Source organism: Azohydromonas lata NBRC 102462 (assembly GCF_001571085.1).
GTDB lineage: Bacteria > Pseudomonadota > Gammaproteobacteria > Burkholderiales > Burkholderiaceae_C > Azohydromonas > Azohydromonas lata.
The window spans coordinates 1-13,256 of sequence record NZ_BCTC01000150.1 but is presented as its reverse complement, the minus strand read 5'-3'; the positions used below and the strand labels follow the sequence as shown (position 1 = coordinate 13,256).

The following is a 13,256-nucleotide window of genomic DNA, read 5'->3' as shown; positions in this document are numbered from 1 at the left end:
GGCGCGGCGCTGCGGCTGCGGCCCGTGCTGATGACGGCGTCCGTCGCCATCCTCGGCCTGGTGCCCATGCTGCTGTCCACCGGCGTCGGCGCCGAGACGCAGCGCCCGCTGGCCACCGTGGTGGTGGGCGGGCTCTTCACCTCGACGGCACTGACGCTGCTGCTGCTGCCCCTGATCTACGAATGGGCCGAGGGCCGCGCCGAGCGGCGTGCCGGCACCGCGGCCACGGCACAAGGAGACATCGCATGAAGGAAATCAAGGCCTACGTGCACGCGCACCGCATCGGCGAGGTCATCGCTGCGCTCAAGGCCTCGGCGGCCTGGGGCGCGGCCGACGGCGGGCAGCACAACCTCACGGTCTACGTCGTCAAGGGCTCGCTGGTGCCGATCAACGAACGCGAGAAGCACTACTCGGTCGAGATCGGCGACGAGGTGGTCAACGAGTACAAGCTGGAACTGCTGTGCGACGAGGCCCACGTCGCCGAGTTGGTGGCCATCATCCGGCGGGTCGGCCGCACCGGGCAGCCCCGCGCGGGCTGGGTCTACGTGACGGACGTGCAGCAGGCCCTGCCCATCGAGTAGGCCATGCACCCCGCGCTGCTCGTACTGCTCTACACCCTGCCGGCGCTGGCAGTGGCCACGACAGGCGGCGCGTGGGCCGCGTGGCGCCCGCCTTCCGAGGCGCTCACGGCCGTCATCCAGCACTTTGCCGCGGGCATCGTCTTCGCTGCCACGGCGCTGGAACTGCTGCCCAAGGAAAGAACCGAGGCCGCGCTGCCGGTCGTGATCGGCTTCGCGCTGGGCATCGCGCTGATGCTGCTGGTGCGCCGGCTGGCCGGCGCGCTCGAGAAGCGCCAACAGGCGCGCCGCTTCCCGGCGGGAATGCTGGCCGTCACGGCGCTGGACCTGCTCATCGACGGGCTGGTGCTCGGCATGGCGTTCGCGGCCGGCGAGAAGGCCGGCGTCCTGCTCGCCGTCGCGCTCACCCTGGAGGTGCTGTTCCTGGCGCTGTCGGTCAGCGCGGCGATGTCCCGCGCGGGCGCGGGTCGCGCGGCAGCCCTGGCCACGGCGCCGGCCCTGGCGCTGATCCTGTGCCTTGCGGCCGTGATCGGGCGCGTCTTCTTCGGCGCCTTGCCGCCATTTGCGTTTGCCGTGCTGCTGGGCATCGGCATCGTCGCGCTGCTGTACCTGGTGACGGAGGAACTGCTGGTCGAAGCCCACGAGGTCGCCGAGACACCGTGGTCCACCAGCGCCTTCTTCGTTGGCTTTCTGCTGTTTCTCGTCATCGAGATGGCAGTGGAGGGCTAGGTGCGACAGCATCAATTCAATGCAACGACTGCGCCACGCAGTGGTGCGTGCCGCCACATCCGTGCAGTCGTCATGGAGTCAGGAAATCAGGATGGCTGAAACACTCAAGCTCAAGCTGGACCTGCCGTTGCTGCTGCCCGAGGTGCCGCAGGTGCGGGATCGCTGCGTCACGCAACTGATCGACACGCTCAAGGGCAAGGACGGCATCAGCGAGGCACACATCACCGAGGCGAACAACACGCCGCAGCTGTGCATCCACTACGACCCGAAGGTCATCGCACTGCCGCGCGTGCGTGAGCTGGCGCGGGCTACGGGTGCGCAGCTGACTGACCGCATCGGGCATCTCGCGCTGCAGACGAGCCCGATGCATGCGCGCGCGGCCCGTACCCTCGCTGCCCGCGTGCAGGCGCTCGACGGCGTTCTGGAAGCCGAGGTGATGCCCACCGGGGCGGTGCGCGTCGAGTTCCAAAGGCAGCGCCTGGACGAGCCGGCGTTGCGGCAGCGGCTGCAGGCGCTGGGCATCGAGTCTCCAGCGCCTCAGGCGCCTGGGAAGGCTCATGCTCACTCTGAGGATCACGACCACGACCACGACCATGCCAGCCATGACGCCGGACAACACGCCGGGCATGAGCACGGGGAAAAGGAGCACGGGCATGCGGGGCACGGGCACGCGCACGGTGGACTCTTCGGCGAGAAATCCGAGCTGGTCTTCGCACTGCTGGCCGGCGTGGCGGTGCTGGCCGGGTGGGTTGTCGAGCACTGGCAGCTGGCCGGCCCCACCGCCAGCACCGCCTGCTACGTCGTGGCCTATGTCCTGGGCGGCTGGTTCACGTCGCGCGAGGCCATTGAGAACATCCGGGCAAGGCGCTTCGAGATCGACACGCTGATGCTGGTGGCCGCGGCCGGCGCCGCGGCGCTGGGCAAGTGGGCCGAGGGCGCGCTGCTGCTGTTCCTCTTCAGCCTGGGGCATTCGCTCGAACACTACGCCATGGGCCGGGCGCGCCGGGCCATCGAGGCCCTGGCCAAGCTCGCACCCGAGCGGGCGCTGGTCAAGCGCGAGGGCGCCACCGTGGAAGTCGACGTCGCGGACCTCAGCGTGGGCGACGTGGTCGTTGTGCGGCCCAACGAGCGGCTGCCGGCGGACGGCTTCGTGGTGGCAGGCCAGACCAGTGTCGACCAGGCTCCCGTCACGGGCGAGAGCATGCCCGTCGACAAGCGGCCGGTGCCGGACGCGCAGGCGGCGCTGAACGCCTTCGACAAGCTGCCCGCGCAGCACCGGGTGTTCGCGGGCACGATCAACGGCGCCGGTGCCATCGAGGTGGTCGTGGCGAAGAAGGCCAGCGAGTCCACCATGGCGCGCGTGGTCCGGCTCGTGACGGAGGCTGAGTCCCAGCGCTCGCCGACGCAGAACTTCACGGAACGCTTCGAGCGCATCTTCGTGCCGGTGGTGCTGGCCACGGTGGCGGTGCTGCTGTTCGCCTGGGTGGTGGTGGACGAACCGTTCTCCGCCAGCTTCTACCGTGCGATGGCGGTGCTGGTGGCGGCCAGCCCCTGCGCGCTGGCCATCTCGGTGCCCAGCGCGGTGCTCAGCGGCGTGGCACGCGCCGGGCGCGGCGGCGTGCTGGTCAAGGGCGGCGGACCGCTGGAGAACCTGGGCACGCTGACCGCCATGGCCTTCGACAAGACCGGGACGCTCACCGAGGGCAAGCCGCGCCTGACCGATGCGGTCCCGGCCGAGGGCGTGCCGGCGCAGGAGCTGCTGGCGGTTGCCCTGGCCATCGAGGAGCACAGCGACCATCCTCTGGCGGCCGCGGTGGTCGCCGGCGCGCGCGAGACGCTGGGCGCCGGGCATGCGGTGCCCGTCGTGCAGGGGCTGCAGAGCATCACCGGCCGCGGCGTCACCGGCGTCATCGACGGGCGTCCGGTCCACATCGGCAAGGCCGCGCTGTTCAAGGACATCGGTGGCGCCGCCGTGCCGGCCGCGCTGCGCGAGGACAACGAGCGGCTGATGGCGCAGGGTCGCACCACCATGCTGGTGCGCCATGGCGACCGGTACCTCGGGGTGCTGGGCGTCATGGACACGCCGCGTCCCGCGGCGCGCGAAGTCACGGCCGCGCTGCAGCGGCTGGGGATCAACCGGCTCATCATGATCTCGGGCGACAACCAGCGCGTTGCCGAGGCCGTCGCACGGGAGGTGGGACTCACCGAAGCGCGCGGCGACCTGATGCCCGAGGACAAGGTGCAGGCCATCCAGGCGCTGCGTGCCAACGCCGGGAAGGTGGCGATGGTGGGCGACGGCGTGAACGACGCGCCGGCCATGGCCAATGCGACCGTCGGCATCGCGATGGGTGCGGCCGGCTCGGACGTGGCGCTGGAGACTGCTGACGTGGCGCTGATGGCCGACGACCTGTCCCAGCTGCCCTTTGCCGTCGGGCTGTCGCGCCAGACCAGCCGCATCATCCGCCAGAACCTGTGGCTGAGCCTGGGCGTGGTGGCGGTGCTGATTCCCGCGACGATCCTGGGTCTCAACATCGGCACGGCCGTGCTGTTCCACGAAGGATCGACGCTCGTGGTCGTGATCAACGCGCTGCGCCTGCTGGGCTTCAAGCAGCCCGTCGCCAGGACCAGCGCAGCGGTGTCGCAAGCCGTTGCGCGTCCAACGGCAGGCTGATTTCACGGTGCCATCAATGAAGGAGACGACCATGTCCACTACCGTGTCTGGAGCCCTGCGTTCCTCTGTCGCGTTGCTGGCGTTGACGACGGCAGCGCTGCTGCAAGGCTGCTCGGCCATCCCTGCAGCGAAGGACGCCCATGAGCAGGGCTGGCGCGAGGCCCGAGTCGTGGATGCGAGCGTCGGCGACGAGGCCCTCCCGAATCTCGCGAACGACTGCCGCACGCAGGCCTCCACGGCAGGCACAGGACGATTTGCGCTGTTGTCGTATCGGGAAGGTGCCCAGGGCTTCGCCCGCTATGTCGCTGCCGTGCCGCAGGACCAGGCTGTCAGGGCCGAGCGCATCTACCAGGTCAACGTGAAGGACTGCAACGCCAGGTGGTACCGGGTCCGATAGCGTGCAGACGGAGCCTCACCGGATGCACGGCACGGTGCGGCTCAAAGGCGTTGGCCTGCAAGGATGCTCTGGGCTGAAGGAATTCCAGGCTGACGTCTGGGTTGCCGCCGGCTCTGAATGTGCTGCGTGATGTTGTGCGATGCCCAGTGCATCGCGTTGTTCCTCGGGAGGACTGCATGAGCACGTCCGTCGTTAACAGATCAGCGCACGGGCTCGCCATGCTGGGAGCATGCGTGGCATTGCCACTGCTGCATGGCTGTGCCGATGCGCCTGCCGTGAAGGCGGCCTTCGAGGAAGGATGGCGCCATGCGCGGGTGATCCAGGCTGAAGTCGGTATGGAACCGGTCCCGCGCATCCTCAAGGACTGCCGTACCGAGTCTTCTGCCGATGCCCGAATGCGCTTCGCAGTGGTCTCGTACAGCGACGGCGGACATCAATTCGTCAATCGCTATGTCGCGCTCGTGCCGCCAGGCCTGACCATCGACATGGACACGGTGTATCAGGTCAACATCAACGACTGCAGTTCCGCCTGGTATCCCGTCCGTTGACGATCTGCGTCATCACCGCAAGGGGCGCCTGCCCTTCTTCTTCTGGGCGCGCCGCTGTTCGCGGCGCTCGCGTTTGAGCTGGCGGTCGCGGATCTGCAGATAGGCGCCGTACGCGATGGCCACGATCAGAGCGATCGCCCCGGACACGAGCAGGTAGATGAAGGGCCGGTCGTGGGGATCCGTCATTCATTGATTTTCGCAGCGTGCCGGCACGGGATACGCCAGTTCGCAACTGGCATGTGGCGAAGCCAGGATGGCATTCGAGCGGACAAGGCTTCAAGCAGCCCTATAGAATTTCACGATCCCTTGGGGAGTAGCTGGTCCGCGCATGGCGGACGCATGCGTCAACACACTCGACCGTTCAAGGTCGTGGCGCATGCTCTCAGGAAGTTCGGTCCTGGGTTGGCAAGACCATCGGCACGCAGACGTATCCCGGTCGGGCCGTCGCCGTGTCGTTGTGCTTGCCCGACCTGGAACTGAACCATGAACCTCACAGCTACGGCGCTTCTCGCGCTGGCCATGTCCACCGACGCATTTGCCGCTGCCGTCGGTAAAGGGGCCGCCTTGCACAAGCCCCGGCTCAGCGAGGCACTCCGCACGGGTGCCATCTTCGGCGTCATCGAAGCGCTCACGCCCGTGGTTGGTTGGGCTTTGGGGTTGGCCGCTGCGCAGTATGTGAAGACCTGGGATCACTGGATTGCATTCACGCTGCTGGGCCTGCTCGGGGCACGCATGATCTGGGCCGGCTTCAGCGCCAACGCGGAGGAAGACCCAGCCGAGCGGCCCCAACGCCACGGCTTCTGGCTGCTGGCCATCACGGGACTGGCCACCAGCATCGACGCCATGGCTGTCGGCGTTGGGCTGGCGTTCCTTGATGCCGACATTGTCCCTGTTGCCGCAGCCATCGGACTGACCACGTTTCTTGCCGTCACGGCCGGTGTGATGCTGGGGCGCGCGTTGGGTATCGTTGCGGGCAAACGTGCCGAGATCATCGGCGGCCTGCTGCTGATCGGCATCGGTACGGCCATCCTTGTGGAGCACCTGAGTGCAGGCTGAATCTGCGCCTTGCCTGGGTCATGACGCTCACGCGGATCAGCATGTCAACGCGATACTGATCAAATAACCTTCGTTATCGGATCAGCGCTGACGCAGGCTCAAACTGGTGAGCATGGAATTGCGCCAGTCCACCGCCGATCTGGAGCGCGCGCATGCACTGCAGGAACTGCCCGACGCGGCGGCACTGTCCGCGCTGCGGGCCTGGCACGAAGGCCTATCGTCACGCGAGGCCGTCACGCGCTTCATCCCTGAGCGGCGGCTGGCCGGCGGCTCGTCGCGCGCCGTGATCGGCGACATCCGCCGGCACCTCGCGGCCTTCGCGGCCAGCCGCCAGCGCGAGGACTTGGCACGGCTTTTCACGGGCACGGCGCGCAAGGGCGCCGCGGCCGCACGCGCCGTCGCGCAAGCCGTCGAGGCACTGCGCCAGGCGCCCATCCCGCAGCCGCTCATTGGCGACGACGTGAGCCGTTGGCTGGCCCGGCGCGTGGCAGCCGTGCTGCACAGGGCCGGAATCAGGACCCTGGCCGAGCTCACGCTGCGCGTGCCGCGCCGGCGGCGCTGGTGGACTGGAATTGCCGGGCTCGGACAGGCCATGGCAGCCCAGGTGGAAGCTTTCTTCGCGGAGCACCCTGACCTCATCGAGCGGGCCTGGACACTGGTGAGCGCGCCCTTGGCAGGCGATGTGCGTCCGTGGGAGCGCATCGTCGTGCCCGGCGACGTCGATGGCACCCAAGGCACCTTCCGCGCGCCACGCGAGTCGTGCTCCCTGCGGGCCAAAAACGACTACGAGGCCGTGCAGACCTGGCTGTCGATGCACGAGGCACCGGCCACCCAGCGCGCTTACCGCAAGGAAGCCGAGAGATTGATGCTCTGGGCAATCTTCGAACGCGGCTTGGCGCTGTCCTCGCTCACCACCGAGGACGCCGCGGCCTACCGCGCATTCCTGCGCCATCCGGCACCGCGCTCGCGCTGGATCGGGCCTGCCACGGCGCGGTCCTCGCCGCTGTGGCGTCCCTTCACAGGCGGTCTATCGCCGCGCTCCATTGCCTACGCGCTCTCGGTGCTGGGCGCGCTGTTCCGCTGGCTCATCGCCAAGCGATACGTGTTGGCCAATCCATTTGCCGGCATCCGCGTGCGCGGCGCACGCTCGGCCGGCCTGGACACGACGCGGGGGTTCTCTGGCGGCGAATGGCAGCTGTTGCGCACGGTCGCCGACGCCCTGGAATGGACCTACGGGTGGACGCCGGCCGCGGCGCAGCGCATGCGCTTCGTGCTGGACTTCGGCTTCGGCACGGGGCTGCGCGCCAGCGAGCTGGTGAACGCCGTGCTGGGCAATGTCGAGATCGACGCCGGCGGCGCGGCCTGGCTGCATGTGGTCGGTAAGGGCAGCAAGCCCGGCAAGGTCGTGCTGCCCCTCATCGCGCGCGGCGCGCTGGAAACCTACCTGGTGCAGCGCCAGTTGCCCGTGAGTCCGGCGAAGTGGGACTCGCGCACGCCGCTGCTGGGCAGCCTTGAAGACGGGACCGCCATCACGCCCAGGCGGCTGTGGGCGGCGATGAAGCGCTTCTTCTCGACCGCGGCCGAGGTGCTCGCCGACGTTAATCCGGCGCTGGCGGAGAAGCTGGGCAGGGCCTCTCCGCACTGGCTGCGACACAGCCACGCCTCGCATGCCCTTGAGTCCGGCGCTGATCTGACCACGGTGCGCGACAACCTGCGCCACGCGTCGGTGTCCACCACGTCGCTGTACTTGCACGCCGACGACGAGCGCCGCGCCAGACAGATCGGGGCCGCATTTTTCGGCCATGGCAAACGGTGATATTCCCCCCGGAAAACGCACCGATTTACACGGCCAAACTGCCGTCACCGTAATTCAAATTTACGTAAGTTCTTGTCCCGCAACATGTTCTAGACCCAAAGCGCACCTTTTTGCACTCGGAGGCCGTCCACCCCGGAATATCTGGTGCGCAACGCCGCCAGCTTCCCTAGCAGCAAGACCTCCGTGGGGCTTGGGCGCACGTTTTCGTGGAACCAATGGGCTTGGAAAAACGGCGTGGTGGACGCCAGCTTCCGGGTGCGCCGCGACGGTCGTGAGGCGTTCCTGGCCGCGGCCGAGGCCCGCCGCGGCCCCGACAACGCCTTGGACGCCCGCAACGGCTGCGGCGTCACGCCGGCCCAGCTCGCGCGCGTCAGTGCCCACGAGCAGCGCCCGTTCGACCTGGGCGACATGCCCGAGCTGGCGGTACTGCCCATCCAGATCCACCGAAGGCCAGCTTCGGCAAGGCGCAAAAGTGCGCCCGCGCCCGCGCCGGCTGTCGAGCAGACCACCTTGGCTTTGGAGTAAGCGATGCAACTGGACCCCATGGAGATCTACCGCCGCGAGAACACCCCCGAGGCACAGGCGCGGCGCCGCCAGCGCCGCAAAGCGCGCGGCTGGTCCCAGCACTACCCCTTGGACCGCACCACTGATCTGCTGGCCTTACGAGAACGCAGCATCCAGCGCTGGAAGGACCGCGCTGCGGCCGAGGCCGACAAGCCGCAGTTCGGCTTGGGGCGTTTCGGGTGGGTCTGGCGGATCTACCACCATCCCGGCTTCCGCCGGCTGGTGTTGCCGGCCGTGCGCGCGCTGCTCGACGCGCACGATAAGGCGCGCAAGGAGCGATACCAAGCGGAGGCACGCGACTACGATCGGCACTGCAGCGAGAAGAAAGCGCTGGACCAGGCACGCAACGGCAAGCCTGCACCGTCCCGGCACGCCTTGGAGAAGGCCGCTCGCCTGCGGGCCAGACAGCCCCAGGCGCAGCTTTTCGACTGAACGGGATAAGCGCTCAGGGAACCGCGGCCGGCCGAACTCGCAGTCCTCGACGGTGCCATGGATATAGCCCGGCGCACACCACAAAACCACACCGTGTTTTTCCGTTTCATGCATATGATGCGGAATTAACACGGTGGTACCGTTGTAGGGGCGCTGTATGGATGACGTCGGCCATGTCCTTATTTCCACGATGCCAATGGCGGACCGTGTGAGCCGGTACCTGCAGGCCCGCTACTTCGCCGTGCAGCTAACTGCGCTGGAAGAAGCGGCTGCGGGAATTGGCTGCCTCTTCGCCCTCCAGGCTCACGCCGACGATCTGCCCGAAGATGCGCGAGAGCACCTTGCCTTTGCCGTCGCACTGGCGCGCGAGCGGTACTTGGCTCCCAACAGCACCGTGCAGGCCTGCCATGCCTATGCCAGTGACCGGGTGGCTGACGGCTACGCAGACGCTTTACTGCGCGACATGCTCGCCGCGCTCGAGGCGCTAGGCGTGCGGCCTCAGGTACAGCCACACGGCATTGACCACCGTGCGATGCAACAACGTCAACGTGCCTGGAAAGCAGAGGCTGCGTCCGGGATGGATGCCATGTCGCTGTCCCCGGTGCAGGAGCGCATTGAACGCCCGGAAGACTTTCCGGCGTTCCTTGAAGACGTTCAAAAGGGCTGACACCTTGGTCGGCCAAGGTGCGACAGCAACTAAACACTCAGGGATTGAACCACTGAAGAGGAGTTGAGTATGACCGTGCCGCCGCGCATTGATTTCGATCCAAGCTTGTTCGATGACGAAAGGCCGCAACCTGTGCTCTCCACCGCAGGCAAGGCGGGTATACGACGTCTGAACCGTTGGGGGGTAGCAGTGGCCGTTCTGGCCGGTGGTGCCGTCGTCGCGTTAGGCGCCATGGCAGTGATGCGCTCTAACGACGTCGACCTGATCGACTCGCTGCACCAACTGGGCACAGCACTCGCGCCAGCGGGAAATGCCGTGCCGACCGCGGCCGAACTCACCAGCGGGATGGTGCCGGTGCCATCGGCAAGGCCTGTGGCAGTACACCCGGTGGCCAAGGCACCATGGTGCAGTTCCGAGATGCTGATGTGCTCCACCGTCGTCACGGGGCGGCCCGCTGAAACTTTGCAGCGACTCACTTCGACCCTGGCCCTGGACAGGCGCCAACAGTACCGTGTGAGGATCACGATCGAGCCCATAGACCAGCTGTAGAAATATGACCGCACACCAGCAGAAGAATTTTCGTAGTGCGCTCATTCACCGCGAACAAAAATCTCATCACACAGTGCGCCACCAGTTAGACAGGACAATAGGCCATGGAAAGATTATTTCCCTTCAACGTAGCACTCAATGCAGAGCATGGTGACGTGCTAGCTGTATTGGCTGGCGACATCAATCTTCCGGTTGAAAGGCTCTATATCGGCGATGGCGCCTCAGGTCCTGCCGTTTTCTACACAGAGCAAAGCGGCAATACCTTGTGTGCCTGCAGCGTCGGCAGTGCGTATTGGATTGAATGCCATGCGCGAGCCGTCATGAAATCACTACTTTTGAGACTATGAGGTGCGGATCATTGCGCCAGCAATTATGGCCCAATTTTATAATCTTTCACAACTGCACCCAGTTTCGAGCCGGCATTCACCATTGTATGCCTAATCCATATGGTTTTATTTTCTAAGCGTCGCAGGTGTCCTCGGCGCAAGTGCATCCTCGGAGAAGCATGACCATTTAGAATCTTCCCAGCCCCATTATTAGGTAGCTGAGCATCAGAGTTTAATTGAAGAACTTTATAGGAAAAAAATGGTTCCCTCCCATTCGAAATGCGCGTTCTGTTCATTACTTTATCTGCTTTAATGTCTGGGGCTATTATGTTGTCACAATTGAGAACGCTGCACGCTTGGATCATCATGCTTACCTCGTCATGCGCATTCAAAAGAATATTTGCGGTAGCTTTTGCCTTACTGCCTAGAGCGAAGGCCATTTGCTCATAAAATTCTGGCAAGACTACGAATGGCTCTGCCAAAAACTCCTTGTTATTCTTCTTTACTTCGCCATTATTTAATTTAACTTCTTGCGCAATTGCAGAGGCTGGCAACTTTTGGTCCATCGTCATCTTTCGCACTTCATTCTCATGCGGCACAAAGAGACCTCCTGTAGCGACAAGCCATTGTTTTTGCTCGTCGCTGTAATAAATTGGAAGCGCAAACACTCCTCCATCAGGGTAATACTGAAGCCAGTGATTAATTCCGGGAATAGCCTCGGAAACCGGATTAGACTCCCAGCATAAAGCAATTCTTTTGGTAGACAATGTTTCTGCAAATTCCCCCGTTCTCAACTGCTCTTCTTCTTTATGCCAGGGGGCTTCAAATACAACACATGGATATGGCAGCCGAAGGACATCTAAATGGGTTTGCTTAAAGTCTTCGGGATCAATCAGTTCACAACAATTTGGAAGTAAGAATTTCACACTGTTGCGAAGCATAATTATGATTTTTTCAATAGCTTTCGCAGATTGCGGCGCATCAAATCTGATTGCCTTTGCAAACTTCTTCAAATCCTCAATTGCATGCGCCGAATAGTTAACCGATTTGACTTGCTCCATCACTGGCCTCCTATGAGTAAACAAACTTCGTTGCTCTGCGATGTGACGCCAACATTTCACCGGAAAGCTGTGTCTAACTACTGAGCATCACTTTATGTATGCGACTCCGATGCCCTGCACCCAGCCATTGGGAAGCACAAAGCGACCAAGAAGAATATCCCGATAATCATAACTCTAAATGGTAAGTTACAGCGGCAATGGCATGATGCCCGCCTGGCGTGCCTTCATTACAGGCACGAGCATGTATCCGGGTTGTTTTCCGAAACTTCCAGCAGCGCGATTATATTTCTCCCCACCTTCGGCAATGGCCTGCATGAATCCTTGCCAGCTTCGTTGCATATGAATATCAGAGCCAACAACTTTTGCCAAGGCCACGCCGGTATTGGTTGGACCCCGCGATGCGAAAGGGTTGTTGGCATCGTTGAGCATCGTGGTTTCCAGGAATGCCGGCCTGGTGGCTTGTGCGTCAGTATAGAAGCCAAGAAATGCATGTCCGGGCACCAGAACAATGATTGGCTCAATACCGATCTTTCGCAGGATTGAAGCAAACAACACTGTGCCATCAATACAATTGGCCTGCTGTGTCCTTAACGACTGCGACAGCGGCCGCACCGTTTGGGAGAACAGGTCTTGCCTGCTGTCAGATACAGTAGTAATGCTTGAATATGTGAATTTGTTTCTCTGAAGCAAGTACCAGATGGCCCAAACCTGTTGAAGCACTTCATCCGGCGAGCCTTGCGTGCCGATCCAGCGCTTCACAGGTATGGCAGGAATATCAAGAGCGGCACGCAAGATCCGGTCTATCGCGGGGTGATCTTCGTTGACAAAAGCCGCCATAAACGGGGAATAGTCGGAGCACTTCTGTGATTCTTTCCGACAGGCCCGCAATGGCACATCATTGATGGCATGCACGCGCACGGGCCGCCTTTGCTCTTCAAAGTCGCCTCCGTTGATTGAAACCCTGAAAATTACTTCAGCGGTCAGCGGCTGAGTAACGGCCAGCAGCCTAGTCTGGTTCAGAGACAAGCGCGGAATAATTGATCTTGGCTGAGTATATTGCGATGACGGCGCCTCTATTTCTCCGGAAGCGCCAAGCTCTGGAATATCTATCTGCACACGAATTCTTGCGCCGGCAGGCGCTTGCATGACTTTTACGCCAAGCAACGCAGTTGAACCGTGTCCATATCCTTCAGCATTGTCGATTACACCTCTATCTCGCGCCGCTATTGATATAGCGAACGACGGGAAGAAACTTCCCGGAAACCTGAATTCAGGCTCCCACCGCGCTGCTGTATTAGAAGTGGCTCCGTCCTCCTGTGGCGTTCCAGTGGACACTGAGGGCGCGTAGTACCTGGGGAAAGCGTAATCCGGCGCTGCATTGCTTCCTTGCCATACCAGCAGCGCTGCAGCGCCACACACGACGGTTCTCAGTACGCCGTGGGCGCGTTTGGTTAATCTCACTTCCCCTCCATCATGTACTTCTGTATCGGAATGTACTAAACGGCTTTGCTCCGTTCTGGTTGACCCATGCCGCAGGGTCTATGCAGGTGAAGAAGGAGCTGGTTGACACCCAGTCAGACGCGTTATCCCGGGGTCCTACTACCGCCGTTTGGCGGAACGCCATTCCCATGGCGGCACGGGGACAGGGTCGGCCCAGAGACCTCGGCGCTCAGCACGCGCTTGTTGCTCTAGCTGGACAAGGTCCGTCGTAGGCCGGTAACGGGTGTAGGCCCATGCCAAGCCGGCGCGTACCTGCTGCTCGCCAGCGTCCTGGCCGGCGCAGCGCACATAAGCGATGGTGCGACCATAACGGTCCTCGTCCTGAGGCCGTACTTCAGCGAGCCGCCTGAAACACAGTCCAG

The 13,256-nt window shown here is 63.4% G+C and carries 17 protein-coding genes; 13 read left to right on the top strand and 4 right to left on the bottom strand.

Annotated elements, in window-relative coordinates; translation table 11 throughout:
- The 6 genes from ALA01S_RS28495 to ALA01S_RS28470 form a co-directional block, all read left to right on the top strand.
- On the top strand, positions 1–249 hold a 249-nt coding region (locus ALA01S_RS28495), incomplete at its 5' end, for an efflux RND transporter permease subunit (protein ID WP_157119353.1).
- Positions 246–581 carry a P-II family nitrogen regulator gene (locus tag ALA01S_RS28490; RefSeq protein WP_066342667.1) on the top strand — a complete coding sequence of 112 codons (336 nt, stop codon included), beginning with the start codon at positions 246–248 and terminating at the stop codon, positions 579–581. The genes ALA01S_RS28495 and ALA01S_RS28490, both read left to right, overlap by 4 nt.
- A gap of 3 nt (positions 582–584) precedes the next feature.
- Complete coding sequence (locus ALA01S_RS28485; RefSeq protein WP_066342664.1) at positions 585–1,307, top strand: ZIP family metal transporter; 723 nt, start codon at positions 585–587, stop codon at positions 1,305–1,307.
- Between the two features lie 91 nt (positions 1,308–1,398).
- A complete protein-coding gene (locus tag ALA01S_RS28480) occupies positions 1,399–3,978 on the top strand; it encodes a heavy metal translocating P-type ATPase (RefSeq protein ID WP_066342663.1) in 2,580 nt (859 codons plus the stop codon).
- 31 nt (positions 3,979–4,009) lie between these two features.
- Entirely contained in the window at positions 4,010–4,375 is a 366-nt protein-coding gene (locus tag ALA01S_RS28475; RefSeq protein WP_157119352.1) for a hypothetical protein, read from the top strand.
- A gap of 176 nt (positions 4,376–4,551) precedes the next feature.
- Positions 4,552–4,923, top strand: a complete 372-nt coding sequence (locus ALA01S_RS28470; RefSeq protein WP_157119351.1) for a hypothetical protein — start codon at positions 4,552–4,554, stop codon at positions 4,921–4,923.
- Positions 4,924–4,935: 12 nt separating this feature from the next.
- Here ALA01S_RS28470 and ALA01S_RS33675 read toward each other — a convergent pair whose 3' ends face one another.
- On the bottom strand, positions 4,936–5,109 hold the full coding sequence (locus ALA01S_RS33675; RefSeq protein ID WP_157119350.1) for a hypothetical protein: 174 nt from the start codon (positions 5,107–5,109) through the stop codon (positions 4,936–4,938).
- A 297-nt stretch (positions 5,110–5,406) separates the two neighbouring features.
- Here ALA01S_RS33675 and mntP point away from each other — a divergent pair, with 297 nt between their 5' ends.
- The 7 genes from mntP (at position 5,407) to ALA01S_RS33665 (ending at position 10,354) form a co-directional block, all read left to right on the top strand.
- Positions 5,407–5,979 (top strand): manganese efflux pump MntP, encoded by a 573-nt coding sequence (gene mntP / locus ALA01S_RS28465; protein ID WP_066342654.1) that lies wholly within the window; start codon positions 5,407–5,409, stop codon positions 5,977–5,979.
- 112 nt (positions 5,980–6,091) lie between these two features.
- The gene (locus ALA01S_RS28460; protein WP_066342653.1) at positions 6,092–7,795 is read left to right on the top strand and encodes a site-specific integrase; all 1,704 of its coding nucleotides are present in this window, start codon (positions 6,092–6,094) and stop codon (positions 7,793–7,795) included.
- Between the two features lie 144 nt (positions 7,796–7,939).
- Positions 7,940–8,320 (top strand): hypothetical protein, encoded by a 381-nt coding sequence (locus ALA01S_RS28455; protein WP_157119349.1) that lies wholly within the window; start codon positions 7,940–7,942, stop codon positions 8,318–8,320.
- Positions 8,321–8,323: 3 nt separating this feature from the next.
- Positions 8,324–8,791: a hypothetical protein gene (locus tag ALA01S_RS28450; protein ID WP_066342650.1), complete on the top strand. Its 468-nt coding sequence runs from the start codon at positions 8,324–8,326 to the stop codon at positions 8,789–8,791.
- A 157-nt stretch (positions 8,792–8,948) separates the two neighbouring features.
- Complete coding sequence (locus ALA01S_RS28445; protein WP_066342648.1) at positions 8,949–9,458, top strand: hypothetical protein; 510 nt, start codon at positions 8,949–8,951, stop codon at positions 9,456–9,458.
- A 69-nt stretch (positions 9,459–9,527) separates the two neighbouring features.
- Positions 9,528–10,007: a hypothetical protein gene (locus tag ALA01S_RS33670; RefSeq protein WP_157119348.1), complete on the top strand. Its 480-nt coding sequence runs from the start codon at positions 9,528–9,530 to the stop codon at positions 10,005–10,007.
- A 104-nt stretch (positions 10,008–10,111) separates the two neighbouring features.
- The gene (locus tag ALA01S_RS33665) at positions 10,112–10,354 is read left to right on the top strand and encodes a hypothetical protein (RefSeq protein ID WP_157119347.1); all 243 of its coding nucleotides are present in this window, start codon (positions 10,112–10,114) and stop codon (positions 10,352–10,354) included.
- A 23-nt stretch (positions 10,355–10,377) separates the two neighbouring features.
- On the opposite strand, the gene ALA01S_RS33660 is transcribed toward ALA01S_RS33665, so the two are convergent.
- From ALA01S_RS33660 to ALA01S_RS35525, 3 genes are all read right to left on the bottom strand, one after another.
- Positions 10,378–11,394, bottom strand: a complete 1,017-nt coding sequence (locus ALA01S_RS33660) for a hypothetical protein (RefSeq protein WP_157119346.1) — start codon at positions 11,392–11,394, stop codon at positions 10,378–10,380.
- 186 nt (positions 11,395–11,580) lie between these two features.
- A complete protein-coding gene (locus tag ALA01S_RS33655) occupies positions 11,581–12,540 on the bottom strand; it encodes a hypothetical protein (protein WP_157119345.1) in 960 nt (319 codons plus the stop codon).
- A 453-nt stretch (positions 12,541–12,993) separates the two neighbouring features.
- Positions 12,994–13,251 carry a thermonuclease family protein gene (locus ALA01S_RS35525; protein ID WP_373863016.1) on the bottom strand — a complete coding sequence of 86 codons (258 nt, stop codon included), beginning with the start codon at positions 13,249–13,251 and terminating at the stop codon, positions 12,994–12,996.
- Positions 13,252–13,256: the final 5 nt, after the last annotated feature.